Annotated in this window: 10 protein-coding genes; 1 reads left to right on the top strand and 9 read right to left on the bottom strand. The window is 68.4% G+C overall.

Translation table 11 applies throughout. The features are described 5' to 3' along the window. Nucleotides 1-119 precede the first annotated feature (119 nt). Complete coding sequence (locus ACF8O7_RS24285) at nucleotides 120-599, top strand: GNAT family N-acetyltransferase (protein ID WP_280048004.1); 480 nt, start codon at nucleotides 120-122, stop codon at nucleotides 597-599. Nucleotides 600-635: 36 nt separating this feature from the next. Here ACF8O7_RS24285 and ACF8O7_RS24280 read toward each other — a convergent pair whose 3' ends face one another. The 9 genes from ACF8O7_RS24280 to ACF8O7_RS24240 form a co-directional block, all read right to left on the bottom strand. Beyond that, on the bottom strand, nucleotides 636-1,076 hold the full coding sequence (locus ACF8O7_RS24280; protein ID WP_392444456.1) for a hypothetical protein: 441 nt from the start codon (nucleotides 1,074-1,076) through the stop codon (nucleotides 636-638). A 205-nt stretch (nucleotides 1,077-1,281) separates the two neighbouring features. Beyond that, nucleotides 1,282-3,267, bottom strand: coding sequence for a HEAT repeat domain-containing protein (locus tag ACF8O7_RS24275; RefSeq protein ID WP_392444454.1), 1,986 nt, complete (start codon nucleotides 3,265-3,267; stop codon nucleotides 1,282-1,284). A gap of 189 nt (nucleotides 3,268-3,456) precedes the next feature. Further along, entirely contained in the window at nucleotides 3,457-3,864 is a 408-nt protein-coding gene (locus ACF8O7_RS24270) for a GFA family protein (protein WP_016446377.1), read from the bottom strand. A gap of 94 nt (nucleotides 3,865-3,958) precedes the next feature. Continuing rightward, the gene (locus ACF8O7_RS24265; RefSeq protein ID WP_223275358.1) at nucleotides 3,959-4,294 is read right to left on the bottom strand and encodes a hypothetical protein; all 336 of its coding nucleotides are present in this window, start codon (nucleotides 4,292-4,294) and stop codon (nucleotides 3,959-3,961) included. Nucleotides 4,295-4,492: 198 nt separating this feature from the next. Further along, the gene (locus ACF8O7_RS24260) at nucleotides 4,493-5,437 is read right to left on the bottom strand and encodes an FHA domain-containing protein (protein ID WP_016446376.1); all 945 of its coding nucleotides are present in this window, start codon (nucleotides 5,435-5,437) and stop codon (nucleotides 4,493-4,495) included. A 119-nt stretch (nucleotides 5,438-5,556) separates the two neighbouring features. Further along, nucleotides 5,557-7,758 carry a TOMM precursor leader peptide-binding protein gene (locus tag ACF8O7_RS24255; RefSeq protein ID WP_337223232.1) on the bottom strand — a complete coding sequence of 734 codons (2,202 nt, stop codon included), beginning with the start codon at nucleotides 7,756-7,758 and terminating at the stop codon, nucleotides 5,557-5,559. Further along, complete coding sequence (locus tag ACF8O7_RS24250) at nucleotides 7,715-8,581, bottom strand: class I SAM-dependent methyltransferase (RefSeq protein ID WP_227472614.1); 867 nt, start codon at nucleotides 8,579-8,581, stop codon at nucleotides 7,715-7,717. The genes ACF8O7_RS24255 and ACF8O7_RS24250 overlap by 44 nt, the downstream gene beginning before the upstream one ends. Then, the gene (locus ACF8O7_RS24245; protein WP_016446373.1) at nucleotides 8,556-9,341 is read right to left on the bottom strand and encodes a BMA_0021/BMA_0022 family TOMM bacteriocin; all 786 of its coding nucleotides are present in this window, start codon (nucleotides 9,339-9,341) and stop codon (nucleotides 8,556-8,558) included. The genes ACF8O7_RS24250 and ACF8O7_RS24245 overlap by 26 nt, the downstream gene beginning before the upstream one ends. A gap of 17 nt (nucleotides 9,342-9,358) precedes the next feature. Beyond that, nucleotides 9,359-13,447: a TOMM system kinase/cyclase fusion protein gene (locus ACF8O7_RS24240; protein WP_280048001.1), complete on the bottom strand. Its 4,089-nt coding sequence runs from the start codon at nucleotides 13,445-13,447 to the stop codon at nucleotides 9,359-9,361. Between the last annotated feature and the right edge of the window lie 91 nt (nucleotides 13,448-13,538).

Here is a 13,538-nt window from a genome sequence, read left to right as displayed (position 1 = left end):
TGCAGCGGCAGCAACCCCGCACTGTGGACTGCTGCCCCTTGGTTGACGCTCAGATAGACGGTCGGCAACCACCGTTTTGGTAGGCTTTGAATTTGATGGATAGACAACCAGATACAGGCATGAATTTGAAATTTAAGCGGCTCACTGAAGTTGATCCGGCTCACATTGTTTCGCTGAACAACAATCCAGATGTGCTGCGACAAATGCCGCTTGGAAGTGCGAATTTCGACCTGGCGAAAGCAAATGAATGGGCTCGGCAAAAGGATGCCCAGTGGCAGCAATACGGCTATGGGCCATGGGCGTTTGAAATTGACCGGCAATTTGCCGGCTGGGGCGGTTTGCAGTACGAGGAAGGTGATGCCGACCTCGCTTTGGTGCTTCACCCCAAATTCTGGGGAAGTGGCAAAGCCATCTATCAAGAGATAGTGAAACGTGCATTCACTGGCTTGGGGCTGAGCTCCATCACGATTTTGCTGCCACCTTCAAGAACCAGAATAAAAGGGATTCTCAAGCTGGGATTTCGGCCAGATGGCGCACTGGATATCGAGGGGGCTCGCTTTTTGCGCTATCGCCTGCATGCACCCGGCAAACCCGCTTGACCAGATCTTTGGGCAGCGCGTCTTGATCCCGCGCGCTCATACCTTGGCGAGGAAGGCCGCTGCATCACCCGCTTCACACTTCCAGTCTGCGAAGACCCCAACCAGATTGCACTCCACGCAGCGGCAAGCGATGTAGTACCAGCGCACGTCGTGTGTGCCTTCGTACACGGAGACGCCGGACATCAGTTCGAACGTCTCGTTCTCGCACACGCACTCGTGTGCCTCAGGGGCGGCCTCTTCAACATGTTCCGCGCTGTCGCCCATCAGGTGTTCCTGCCCGCAGTCGGTGCAGGTGCGGATGGCCACGCCGGCTTCTTCATCCGTCTGCAGCGCAAAAGTCCGGCACCCGCAATCGCATTTGGACGAGGCAAACCGGACGGCCTCATGGCGATTCGCAATGCTGTAGCTGCGCAGCTCGGCTTGGGTGTCGCCGGACGTTGTCCCGTACCAGAACTCGCCCTTCTTCGTCAGTGCCATTGATACTGTTCCCTTCTTCAAGTTGGGCTTCCCGGCAGACCTGACGCCAAGCTTTCCCGATCGTCTGGATTTTGCCTGAAGGCACGGTGAATCTTCGTCAAGGGGCCGGGCAGCTCTCAGCCTCAAGCAGCCGCACCGAATGCCGGCTCTACAGCGATGGCAGATCCAGACCGGGCGCACCGCAATCCGTGCGGGGATGTGCGTGTCAGCGTTCCCTGCGCAGCTGTCTGGCACTGGCCAACAGGAATGCGCGCGTGCCCGGCGCGCCCAGCCCATCGAGTGCGCCACCATCTTGCGCGCCCATGGCCAGCCAGGCTTGCATTGCGGCCTGCGCCACCTCCAGATGAAACTCTTTCAGCAGCAGGCGGACAAGCGGTGCCCCCGCCGCAGGGTCTGCGATCTGCCCCAGCGCCATGGCCGCTGCCTGGCGGCGGCGCGCGTTGGGGCTGCTCAGTTGATCGATCAGTGCAGGCACAACCGCCTGGTCGCCCAGACTGCCCAGACGGCCCAAGGCTTCCAATATCTCTTCGGTGGCGAGGTCGGCCTGCAGCGCCCGTATCAGGTCGGGAATCGCCTCGCGCGTGGCTGCCTTCGCCAGCGTTTCGGTGATCAGCCGGGCATCAGCCGGCGATTCGGCTTGCAGCAATGCCGCAGCCAGCGCCGCGCTGGCCTCGGCGCTGGGCGTGGCTGACAGCGACAGCATGGCGGCGTCCCGCAACGGGTTGCGGCGGACCATCAGAGGCGCCAGCAAACCGGCCCCCTGGGGGTCGCGGAACTCGGCAAGCGCCATCACGTAGCGGTGTCGCACGCTGTCGCCGGCTGCCTGGGCTGCAGCGATCAGCGCAGGCAATACGTCAGCCCCTTGCGCTGCCAGCGCTTTGCAGACGTGGTGGACGTATTCGTTGCGGATGCCGGGCATCAGCCCCAGGAGCAGGGCCTGCACCTGGGGGCCGCGAAGATTCTGGCAGGCGTACGCCACGGCGCTGGCATTCCAGTGGTGGGGGTCATCCGCCAATGCCTTCGCGAAGCCTTCGAAACCCTCTGCTGAGCCCATCAAGGCCAGCGCTTCGGCCACGCCCACGGCGTCGCCGCCGCACAGCTGGGGCAGCATGGCGCGCAGATGCTGGGCCGCTTCCTGGGGCGCGGTGCGCGCCAGCTGCAGCGCTGCGGCTCGCCGTACCTGCAGCGACGCCGTGCGCAACCCTGCACGGGGCCACTGCGACTCGCCAGGCCCTTGCAGCTGGGCCAACACCTCGGCCAGCTCGTCGGCATCGCGCGGTGTCCTTGCCTGCTCCAGCGCGGCCATCAGTTCAGGCACGGCTTCCTGCGCCTTCAGCGGGCCCAGCGCCGGTGCTGCAACGGTCACTCCGGCACGCAGCAGTGGCGCGATCGCACGCGCGTCGCCCAACTCGCCAAGAACCTTGACCAGTGCCGTCCTCAGCTCCCGCGGCATCCCGCGGCGCGGGTGTTCAAACGTCTCGATCAGCGGGACCACTGCCGCCGTATCGCCCAGGCGCCCCAGTGCGCTGATACAGGTCCCGCGGACTCTGGCGTCCGTATCGTGGAGTCCTTCCATCAGCAGGTCCAGGCAGGCGTGTGTGGATTTCTGGACCACCGCGCTGCACAGCGTGTTGATCACCTCGCCAAAGTCTTTCTTTTGGTCGGTCTCCTCACGCCGCAGCGTGCGGATGGCCTCCAGCAGGTCGGCGATCCAGTGTTCGTCGGCGTGGCTGTGAATGGATGTCGCCGCATACTCGCGCACCGCTGCGCTGCGGTGGCCCAAGGCCTTGAACAAAGGCGCCCGGGCCTGTGGCGAGGAGATACGGCCCAGGTACATGCAGCCCGAGCAGGCTTCGTCAACGCTCTTGGACTTGGCCATGCGCAGGTACAGGGGCAGTGCCTCATTGGAGGGACGGATCAACAAGGCCTGCCTGGCCGCGTCAGCCACCTTTGCGTCTTCGTCCAGCGTCGCGCTCACCAGGAGCGCGGGAGCGCGGTCCGCCAGCTCCAGCAGTGCATTTCGGGCCAGGGGCAGCTGATTTGCCGGCGCGGACCTCATGAATGTCGTGATGGCCTCGAAAGCCACTGCGGGGGCAGCGCAGGACAGCGCTTGCAGCGCCAAGAACACATCGACGTTTTTTGTGGAGCTCTGCAGCTGGTCTGCGAGTGCCTGGCTTGGGTTGTCGTTCATAAGTACTGGAAGGGCCGGTCCGGATTGCCCTGGTTCTGCTTGTCCGAGAAGACCACCAGCACAGGCTCGTCTGGCGCGCCCTGCATCATAGGTGCCGCCCCAGCGCCGCCACTGGACAAGTCGTCCACCGGTCGACCGGCCGGGCAGGCCTTGGCATCCGGCCGCTTTTGGCCGACCCCATCCGCCCGGTCACCTTGTCCCACCATCCACCCACGCCATCCCCGCCCCCCGGTTCACATGCCGCTGCCTGCCCACGACAAACTCCGAATCCAGCGTGGCCAGTGCGACGGAGATCCATGCGCCTTCTTCGTAATGCTGGCTGTGCCATGACAGCGATGAGCCGCATTGCTGGCAAAAGCAGCGCGTGATGCCGGGCGATGAGGCAAAGGAGCGCAATTGCTCCTGGCCCCGGGTGAAGACAAGGTCCTTTGCCGGCACGCTGCCGTAGGTGGCGAATGCGGCACCGTGGGCCTTCTGGCAGATGCGGCAGTGGCAGTGCGAGACGGCCTGGGGCGTGGAGCGCAGTGCATAGGCGATGGCGCCGCACAGGCAGCTGCCGGTCAGGGCAAGAGGGGGGCTATCCGGGGCGTTGCTCATGGTCGGGCGGGCACGAAAAAAGGCGCATGCCATTGTGCATGCGCCCCAATGCCGCGACAGGGATGCGCGGCAACCCCAGGAGTCATCCGTTTCGTCAGTCGCCGATGACCTGCAGCCCGCTGCCGTCCCCATGCGCCTGCAGGCACATTCTTCCGAGGTCGTTGAGAAAACGCAGCACCGGCATCTCGCCCACGCAGGCGGGGATGGCGGCCATGATGTCGTTGTGCAGTTCCAGCAGCTGGTCCGAGGCCACGAACATGGCGGCGGATTCGCCGTAGTAGTGCCGCCAGAAGTCCTGCAGCAGGCCGTGGCGGGCCTTGCCGACGACCAGGGGATAGCCGTTTTCCCAGACCTGTGCGTCCATGGAAAGGCTGGCCAGGCCAGGGTCAACGGGCCGCGCGCTGGCGGGGATCAACAGTACACGTCGCATGTCCATGCTCATTTGCGGTTTCCAGGTGCGCCAGTGGACTCGGGCAACCCGGTCCGGGAGGAGGGTGAGAGGTCCTTGCCGCAGGCGGCAGGAACCGGTTCCCACTTTATTGACGTGTGCACAACAAGAAAATTACAGCTGATTACATACGGCGAGCGATGCGCCGTGTGCCTGCCGTTCTCCGTTGCAGTTCGCCGTTCAGGCGCTGCGCGCCCCGCCCTCGATCTCGAACGCAAAGTCCCCGAAGCGCAGGCTGCCGCGCCGTCGCTCCACCAGGGCCGGCAAGGCCGCGCATTCGGGCAGGGCGCTGAGGATCTGGTGCTTGGCTCGGAAGATCTGGATGTTCACGTACGACGAATCCACGCCCAGCATGCGCGAGAGCGCGTCGAGCTCTATCCAGCCCTGGCTTGCGGGGGCCAGGCCCTTGTGGGCGTCCTGCTGGCGCACGCGGGCCAGGGTGACCAGGGTGTAGTGGTGTATGCGTTCACCCAGCGCGATGGGCTTGCCGTCGCTCATGACGGTCAGGCTGGCGTGCTCCTCGTTCTGGCTGACGTGGAAGCGAAAGGACACGTCCGGCGGCTTGGGCGCATGCGGGTCGAAGCTGCTTTCCCGCGTGGATTCCAGGTCGTCGCATTGCACGAATTCCCAGCTGCCTGCGGAGGTGTGGACCATGGCGCCGTCCACCAGGGGCTCGGTGCCGTCGCCGGACTCCAGCAGCCAGCGGCCGTCTTCGAAGAAGACGTTGGCTTCGGGCTCCTGGGCGTCGGGCAGCAGGGTGCCGCGCGGGTTCAGGGCCAGGGGGGCGTCCTGGGGCAGGCCCGGGCCGGGGCTCAGGCAGGTGACGGGCGGTCCCAGGTCTTGCACGGTCCAGGCCGCTTCTGCGCCTTCGCCCATGCTGAGCCTGGCGCCCACGGTCAGTACGGTCCAGCGGCCGGCGACCAGGCGCACGCCGTTGAGCATGGTGCCGTTGCGGCTCTGGTCCACGATTTCCCAGGTCTGCCGGTTCCAGCGGAACAGGGCGTGGACCTGGGAGACGTCGGGCGCCTTCATGACGGTCTGGCAGACCGAGGGGTGGCGGCCGAAGGTATGCAGGGGCCGCAGCACGACGATGCTGCCGTCGAGTTGGTTACGAAAGAGGGCCATCGCCTCGAATTCTCCTTGGGGCTTGTGTGAACAGGGGGTGGGCTGGGGGCGCATTGGCCCGGAGCCGGCAGCCTGTTGCCAAGCCGAGAGAGTACATGCCCGCTGCGCGTTTCAGTTTGTCAAACGTACAGCGCCTGCGGATTGAACTCGGATTCCTGCAGCGGCCGGCTGCGCCAGCCCAGGGCCACGGGCACGTCGCGCAGCCGTGGATTGCCCAGTTCCGGCCAGATATGGCACAGGCCCGGAACCACGACCTTGACGGTGTACAGAGGGATGTCGGGGCGCGAGTGGTCGTAGACGATGGTTTCCAGGCCCAGGCCCCGTGCGATGTCCACGCAGTGCGCAATGGCCCGGGCAATGTCCGCCTGCTGCGCAGGCTGTTGCGGCGGCGCATCGGTGCCGTCCAGCGGATGCAGAAAGGCCTGCACCTGCTGCGGCACGGCAAAGCCCTTGCCCGCCGCGATCAGCTGGCTGATTTCGGTGAGGGCGCGTTCGCAGGCCAGGGCGCGGTCCAGGCTGCAGCCAAAGCCCACGGCCCAATGGCCGGTATCCGCGTGGCGGCCCACGCAGACCACGACCGGTATGCCGAAGTCATGGGTGATGTCCAGCAGCCAGTACGACCATTGCGGGCCGCAGCTGCGCGCCAGGCGCTGGCGCGTGGCTGCGGCGATGCCGTCCAGCGCGATGGCGGGCCTGCGGATCTGGCCGTACCACCAGATGGCGGCGGCGTCGCGCTCCACCAGTTCCATGAAGCCTTGGAGGATGGCTTCTTCCCGCGTGTTGCCGGCCGCGCAGCCGTTGGAGGTCCAGCCCACGTGGTGCTGGCTTTGCGCGGGCGCATGGGCCAGGCAAAAGCCCAGCGGCAGGTAGCGGCGCGCATCGGCGGTCAGGGACCAGGCGGGCGCCCACCACAGGGGGTCGCCCTGGCCGGCGCCGGGGGCCACGGCATGCGGCGGCCTGTCGGCGGCAAAGCGGGCGGTCTGCCGGTCGCTGAAGCGGGCCAGCGCTGTGGGAGGAATGCAGGGCGCATCCAGCTCGGCGGCGGGGGCGACGACCACGGCTTCATCGCCCTGGTGGAAGGCGGCGTAGCGCTCCACGGCTTCGCACATGGCGCTGGCGCGGGCCTGCATGGCCGACAGGCCCTTGCCCAGGCACAGCTGTGTCGGGGGGGCTGCCAGGAAGCCGCTGCCAGGCGCGGGCGTTCTGAAGATTTCGCTGCGGTAGACGGTGAGCGCTTCGTCGGTCTCGGCCGTCAGCGGCGTGACCCGGGCAATCACGCCGGTCAGCGGGCTGACTTGCCGGGACAGGCGCTGCACCGTGGTCTCGGCCGGCACGCTGCGCCAGCCGCCGTCGGCGCGCGCGGCATGCGTGCCGGGAACTGGCGCAATGGGTTCGCGTTGGCGCAGTGCCATCAGCCCCGGTGTGCCGCAGTGCGGGCATTGCGGGCGGGCGGCCACGGGGTGGGCCTGGGAGGGCTCCAGCGTCCACACGGTTTGCGCTGCATCGGTGTGCGCCAGCAGGCGCTGCACCGTGGGCAGCAGGGCCTGCAGCCGCGTGGCGATGAGGTCGGCGCCGGCGCGCACGGGCGGGCAGCGGCCGCTGTCGTGCGGCGGGCCGCCTTGCGCGGCGCGTGCGGGATGGTTGCGTTGCCAGCGGTGCGCCAGGCAATGCCAGCAGGCCGATGCGGTGCCGGCATGGGGCGTGAACAAGGGCCCGGCCATGGCCTGCTCGCCCGCGGGCCGGACCAGCAGCCAGGGCCGGCCTGCGGCACGCTGGCCGGCGTCGATGGCGCCCAGGCGCGGGTCCAGGTAGTCGTCGCAGAAAACGATGGTGAGCGGGGCGGGGGCGGGGGCTGGTGCCTGCGTGGCCACGGCCGCAGCCCAGTGGCAGGCGGCTGTGCTGTCCAGCGCTGCAGTCAGCAGGACGATGTCGATCTGCTCCGATGCCTGCAGGCGCACGGGCGGGGCCGAGAAATCCGGTTGCAGATAACCGTGGCCGTTCAAGTCGCTGTGCAGCACCGGCTGGACCAGGCCCTGGCGCAGCAGGGCGCCCAGGGCGTGCAGCATCTGCGCAAGCGGCGCATCGGGCGCTGTGGCGCAGTGCTGCATGAGGCTGGTGCCGGCCTGCAGCGGGGCGTTGAGCGCCAGCACGGCGGCGGAGCCCAGGGCCAGGGTGTCGCGTTCGCTGGCCAGCAAAAGGCGGTCGCCCTGCTGCACGGGGGGCAGGAATTTTTCGTGCCAGCGGAAGGCGTCGGCAAACAGGTCCGGGGCCGCAGGCTCAGGCAAGGGACGGGGCTCCCAGTTCAAGGCGGACGACGGCATACGGGTGCTGGCCGGTGGTGGCGTGGAAGGCGGTCTCGAACAGCTGGTGCTGCTGCGAGAACCGGGCATACAGGTGCTCCTGCAGGCTGATGCGGATGGCGGGGTGGATGCGCTCCATCTGGGCGCCGTCCGCAAAGCCGGAGACGACGGGCAGCCGCATGCCGCCCACCTGCATGGGCAGCCGTGCAAGGGCCGGGTGCACATGGTCGAGCACCACGGTGCACGGCGGGCTGCCGGGCGCGGCAAAACGCTGGGCCAGCTGCTGCAGCATGGCCTCCAGCGGCGCCTGGGGAAGGTAGGGGCAGACGCCTTCGAGCAGCACCAGAACGGGCTGGCTGCCGGGCAGGGCGGCGGCGTCCAGCCAGGAGGTGTCGAGGATGGAGCAGGCAAGGCGGGTTTCGTCGCCGTCCATGTATTGATCGCGCAGCGCAATGGCGTCGGGCAGGTCCACGTTCAGCCAGCGTGCGGTGCCGGCCAGGGCCGCCAGGCGGCTGCGCCGCGTGCACAGGCCCGCGCCCAGCGCAATGCACAGGCCGGACGGATGCGCGCTCAGGAATTGCGTGGTGAGCCGGTCGAACAGCTGCGTGCGCAGCACCACGCTGCGCACAAAGGCGGGGTCGGCGGCGTGCGCCTCGCTGGCCTGGGGCAGCGCCGCCGCGATGCGGCACGCCTCGGGATCGGCAAAGTGCGGCAGGTCGTGCAGCTCCGGGGGAGCTGCCGCACCTGCAGCGCGGGCACGTGCCGCCAGCGTCAGCAGCAAGGTGGCCGTGGCCCCTTGCAGCTGCGCCGGTGCCGTATCAGCAGGTGAAGGGATAGGCGTCACCGGTGTTGTTGTAGGAGGTGAGGGCGATGGCCCACAGGTCCTGCTCGGCGGGTGCCACCGGGTAGTTCAGCACGATGCCGTTCTTGATGGCCGTGCCGTCTGCGCGCTGCAGGTTCCACTCGCCGCGCGCGGCGTCCCAGGTGAAGGCCTGTTCGGTCTCGAAGCGGACCTGGAAGTTGAACGGGTTGTTGTAGCCCAGCCATTGGCTCAGCACGGGGGCCTTGTCCTTGCCGTCGTCGCGCGTCAGCTCCGCGTGGAACTCGGGCGACTGCCAGGCCAGGGCGATGGCGCGCAGCACCACGCCGCCGAAGGCCAGCAGCGAGTCGGGGCCGCCGCCGGGGATGCCCAGGCCCGTGGGCAGGGCAGCCCTGAGCATGCCGTTGTTCGGTTCCTCGAACGAGGTGCTCACGCCCATGAAGTTGGGGAACAGCTGGTAGTAGGCGGCCAGGGCCTCGGAGGCATGGGTCTGGGGCGCCTGGGGCAGGACGATGACGAATTCATCGTCGGGACCGATCCAGCCGGCCGTGAGCACGGGCTTCCATTCGGCGCGCTGGGTGGGGTCGTCGCTCAGGCGCAGCGACACATCGACCTGGGGCCACTGGGTCGGCAGGTTGAAGTCGCGGTGCAGCATGGGCTGGATGTCGCGCTGCCCCAGCAGGTCACGGCGGTAGGCGTCATCCTGCCAGGAGCGGGCGATGGCCCGCAGGTAGGCAAGGCGGAATGCGAGCAACGGTTCAGTATTCTGCAGCTGGGTGGTCATGTGACTTCATCCTCGGTTCAAGAAAAATGCGCCTGGCCGGGCAGGGGCCCGGACAGGTGCACGGACAGTTCAGGCCGCAGCGCGGCCAGCTCACTCAGGCGCGCGGCCACGTCCGGCCCGGCGGGTGCCAGGGCCTGCGACAGGGCCAGTGCCTCGGTTTCGGTGCGGTACTTGCCGGCAGTGCGCGCAGTCCCGGCCGCCTGGGCCAGGCTGTCCTGCACGGCCGCGTGGTCGGCGCCCATGGCCAGCAGGAAGCGGGCCTTCTTCAGGTGCAGCTCGCTGCTGTGCAGCCGTTCGTCCAGCACGTCGGCCAGGCGCAGGCATTCGTCGATCTTGTCCAGGGCCTCGGTCCAGCGCCCGCTGGCCGCCAGCATTTCGGCGACGAAGGAGCGGTAGTAGGTCTGGCAGTAGCGGCAGCCCATGTCCCAGAGCACCTGCGCCGTTGCGCTGGCGCGCGCTATGCCTTCGCTGTCTTCGCTTGCCGTGCCCTCGCCCAGGGCCCAGCAGCGGATGATGTCCGCATAGCCCGAGAACGCTGGCAGGCCGTAGCGGGCCGTGATGTCCAGCAGCTCGCCCGTGGTGGCCAGCGCGCTGGCCCGGTCGCCGCGCGCCTGGTGGACCAGGCCCTGGTAGAGCAGGGCCATGCTCAGCGAGGGAATGTGCGAGACCTCGTGCGCCAGGCGCACGGCGTCGGCCGCATCGGCCAGCGCGGCCTGCCCGAAGCCTGCGAACCAGCGCACCAGGGCGCGCCCGCAGGTGGCCCAGACACGGGTGTCGAAGCCGAACTCGGCCGCATGGTGGGCATGGGCCACGGGGTCGTAGCGGGTGATGGCGTCGGTCAGCGCTTCTTCGGCCTGCTCGAATCGGCCGTCGGAGTAGTGGGCCAGTCCCAGGTAGGTCTGGGCGGCCACCAGCACGCCCGTGTCCTGCTGGCGCACGGCCTGCTCCAGCAGCCGGTGGCTGAGCTGGCGCACTTCCTCGCGGTTGCTGGCCACGTGGTGGTAGGTGATCAGCATCCACAGGTGCTGCACCTGCTTGTAGTCGGCCACGGCGTTGGCGCCGGGGCCGGCCAGCAGCTCCTGCGACAGCGCGATGCGTTCCACCACCTGGGCATGGGCCCAGCCGTGCTTGTTCATCAGCGCCTGGGTCACGTAGCTGTTGACGTCCAGCCGCGCCTCGCGCTGGGCCACGCCCTGGAGCTGTTGCAGCCAGTCGTCGATGTGGCGCGCGTAGGCAATGGTTTCATCGTTGAGCGAGCGCAGCTGGGTGATGCGCAACTGCCGCACGGCCAGGGCCACGGCCTGGGCGTGGTCGCCGGCGTCCGCCCAGTGCTGGGCCACGCCTGCGGGTTCCGCCGCAACGCGCTGCGGCTGGTGCTGCATCAGGGCCAGGGCCACGTCGCGGTGCAGCAGCCGGCGCTGCGATACCAGCATGCATTCGTAGGCCGTGTCCCTGATCAGCGCGTGGCGGAACATGTAGGCGCCCGGGCCCGCGCGTTCGTCGGCAATCACCAGGCCGGCCTGGCCCAGGGCGGCCAGTTCCTGCCCGACTTCGCCCTGCGGGCGTTCCAGGCAGGCGCACAGCAGGTCGAAGTCGAAGTGCCGGCCCATGGTGGCTGCCAGCTGCAGCAGGGGCTTGAGCGGGCCGATGCGGTCAAAGCGGCTGACCAGCGAGTCGCGCAGCGTGAGCGGAATGGCGGCCGGCAGCTCGGCATGGCGAAAGTCCCAGACGCCGTCTTCCTCCACCAGGTGGGCATCCAGCAGCATGCGCGCCATTTCCTGGATGAACAGCGGCACGCCGTCCGTGCGTTCCACCACGTGGCGGATCACGGCAGGGCTGAGCCGGCGCGGTGCCAGCGTCTGGCGGGCCAGTTCGGTGGCCTGGGCGTCTTCCAGGCGCCGCACGTCCACGCAGTCGGCCTGCAGGCCCTCGGGCGGTTGCCACTGCGGACGTGCCGTGAGCACCAGCAGCACGCGCCGCCCGGGCAGGCGCGCGACCAGTTGCTCCAGCAGTTCGATGCTGGTGGGGTCGGCCCAGTGCACGTCCTCGACGACCAGCAGCAGGGGCTCGGCTTCGGACATGTGCAGCAGCCATTGCGCGGTGGACTGCAGCAGCAGCGCCCTTTGCATGACGGCCGAGATGCGGCTGGGCTCGCAGTCGCCCAGGGGCAGCGAGAGCCAGGCGCACAGAATGGGCAGGGCGGCCTCGGCATCGCAGCCTGCGGCGCGCAGGGCTTCGCGCATCTGTTCGCGGTGGTCCTGCGGGGGATCTGCCGCCTCCAGCCGCTGCCGTATCAGGCCCAGGAAAGGGGTCAGCGCGGTGTTGCGGTGCTCGGGCTGGCATTGCAGCACCACGGTGTTCGCGCCCTGTGTCCTGGCGTGGACGAGCAGCATGTCGGCCAGGCAGGATTTGCCGATGCCCGGCTCGCCGCGAATCCACAGCGCATTGCCCCCGGCTTCGCGGGCCCGCGCCCATGCGTCGTTCAGGCGCTGCAGTTCGGGTTCGCGGCCTATGCACTGCAAGGCTGCATCGGACACAGGTCCCTGCAGTAGCTCGGCTGGCTGCTCCAGCTCCAGGCGATAGGTCTGCATGCCCGTGGGCTGGCCGGGCAGGCGCAGGCTGCCGGCTTTCTCGAAGCGCGCATGGCGCGACAGCAGGCGATGGCTGCTTTCGCTGGCCAGCAGGGTGCCCGCATCGGCGATGGCCTCCAGCCGCATGGCCACGTTGACGGCATGGCCCGAGGGCGCTTCGCCGCCGACCACCACGGCCATGCCGGTGTGCAGGCCCATGCGGATTCCCAGGTGCAGTCCGTGGACCTGCTCGATGGCGGCCGCGCGGCTGCGGCTGAGCGTCAGCAGCTCCTGCGCCGTCATGCCGGCCTGGCGGGCATCGGTGTCGCTGGTGTGCGGGTAGCCGAAGAGCACCAGCATGCGGTCGCCCAGCGTGCCCGCCAGCATGCCGCCGCGCCGGGTGGCAACGTCGGAGAACAGCGTGAGTTCCTCGCGCTGCAGCAGTTCGATGTCCTCGATGTTCAGCCCCTGCGAGGGCTGGCCTGCGGTGCGTGCCGCGCTGTCCATGCCGTGGATGTCGCTGCCCGGCCACAGGGAGACGCTGCAGCACAGCACGGTGAGCTGGCGCACTTCGGAGAACACGCGTGTGGTGGCCACGGTGCGTGTCAGGTCCGCCTGCTGCACCTGGGCGGCGGCGGGCAACTGGCCCACCAGATCGTCCAGCCGCACGCGCATGAGGTCCCTGAGCAGGGCCGCCGCCGAGTCGCTGCGCTCCGCGGGCCGCTTCTTGAGCGCCTTGCGCAGCAAGGTGGCGATGGGGTGGGTGGAGATGGCCGGCGGCAGCTGCACTTCCTGCGGGCTGAGCTGGCGGTGCACGATCTCGGCCACCGAGGCGCCCTGCACGGCGGGCGTGCCCGTCAGGCATTCGAGGAACATCAGCCCCCAGGCATACAGGTCGGTGCGGGCGCTGGGCGGCTCGCCGCGCAGCTGCTCGGGGGCGCTGTAGGCCGGCGTGCCCAGGCACTCGTCGCCCATGGTGAGCTGCGAGACCTGCGGGCCGGCAAACTGCGGAATGACGGTGCCGATGCCGAAGTCCAGCACCATGGCGTGCCGCACGGCGCCCGTGGAGGTGACCATCACGTTGTCGGGCTTGAGGTCGCGGTGCACGATGCCGGCGGCATGCGCGCAGTCCAGCGCATCGAGCACCTCGGCCATGAGGCGGCCGGCCTCGGCGGCAGTCAGCACGCCCTGGCGGCGGATCAGGCTCTTGAGGGTCTCGCCGGGCACATATTCGAAGACGCCGTAGACGCAGTCGCCTTGCTCGCCCTTGTCCAGCAACTGGACGATGTGCGGATGGTGCAGGGACGCGCACAGCATGGTCTCGCGGTGGAAGCGCTCCACCTGGCGGCCGCCTTCCTGCAGCCTGACGACCTTGATGGCCACCGATGCACCCGTGCGCCGGTGTCGCGCACGGTAGACGGTGCCGTAGCCACCCGATCCCAAGGTTTCCAGCAGTTCGTAATCGGGTATTTCCAGGGGGGCTGGCGCCACCGGGGTCACCGCAGCTTGCGTGGGGTTGGTGATGGCATCGTGCATTTCAGCCTCGGTTGGGTATCCTCCTGGAGGGTATCCAGTCGTCCATTTGTCATACGGCAGACCGTGCTTTTGATACCGTTCGTTACTATAG

The organism is Delftia sp. WSY_16 (genome assembly GCF_043104415.1).
GTDB lineage: Bacteria > Pseudomonadota > Gammaproteobacteria > Burkholderiales > Burkholderiaceae_C > Comamonas > Comamonas tsuruhatensis.
The sequence above is the reverse complement of the archived record's forward strand: the minus strand, read 5'-3'. Positions and strand labels throughout refer to the sequence as shown.

Coding starts and splice junctions, on each gene's coding strand:
- ACF8O7_RS24285 (WP_280048004.1), top strand. CDS start 120: ATGAATTTGAAATTTAAGCGGCTCACTGAAGTTGATCCGGCTCACATT.
- ACF8O7_RS24280 (WP_392444456.1), bottom strand. CDS start 1,076: ATGGCACTGACGAAGAAGGGCGAGTTCTGGTACGGGACAACGTCCGGC.
- ACF8O7_RS24275 (WP_392444454.1), bottom strand. CDS start 3,267: ATGAACGACAACCCAAGCCAGGCACTCGCAGACCAGCTGCAGAGCTCC.
- ACF8O7_RS24270 (WP_016446377.1), bottom strand. CDS start 3,864: ATGAGCAACGCCCCGGATAGCCCCCCTCTTGCCCTGACCGGCAGCTGC.
- ACF8O7_RS24265 (WP_223275358.1), bottom strand. CDS start 4,294: ATGCGACGTGTACTGTTGATCCCCGCCAGCGCGCGGCCCGTTGACCCT.
- ACF8O7_RS24260 (WP_016446376.1), bottom strand. CDS start 5,437: ATGGCCCTCTTTCGTAACCAACTCGACGGCAGCATCGTCGTGCTGCGG.
- ACF8O7_RS24255 (WP_337223232.1), bottom strand. CDS start 7,758: ATGCCGTCGTCCGCCTTGAACTGGGAGCCCCGTCCCTTGCCTGAGCCT.
- ACF8O7_RS24245 (WP_016446373.1), bottom strand. CDS start 9,341: ATGACCACCCAGCTGCAGAATACTGAACCGTTGCTCGCATTCCGCCTT.
- ACF8O7_RS24240 (WP_280048001.1), bottom strand. CDS start 13,447: ATGCACGATGCCATCACCAACCCCACGCAAGCTGCGGTGACCCCGGTG.